Origin of the sequence: Pseudomonas sp. SIMBA_067, from assembly GCF_046534675.1 — a bacterium.
Lineage (GTDB): Bacteria > Pseudomonadota > Gammaproteobacteria > Pseudomonadales > Pseudomonadaceae > Aquipseudomonas > Aquipseudomonas putida.
Genome location: NZ_JAWRYH010000977.1, coordinates 1 through 250 on the forward strand (window position 1 = coordinate 1; position 250 = coordinate 250).

A 250-nucleotide genomic window follows, 5' to 3' on the forward strand; every position below is an offset into this window, starting at 1 on the left:
GGGGCTGGCTGGCCAGCGCCTCGGCATTGCCCTGGACGCTTGCACTGCTGGGGTTGCTGCTGACTCGCCCACTGTTGGATTCATTGCTCGAGGTGTTGCGCAAAACTACCGATGTACCATTTTCCGAACACTTGCTTGCGGCCCTGCGCACCTCGGGCACCTTCTTCGTTCGTGCCGGTCTGTCACTGGCCTGGTTACCGTTCGAGACCAACTACAGCCTGGATGCCATCCTGCGCACCCTTTGGCGGTT

General features: G+C 60.8%; 1 protein-coding gene. It reads left to right on the plus strand.

All coding sequences use genetic code 11. From position 1 onward, the window contains the following. On the plus strand, positions 1 to 250 hold a 250-nt coding region (locus SB765_RS32135), incomplete at both ends, for a hypothetical protein (RefSeq protein ID WP_410932828.1).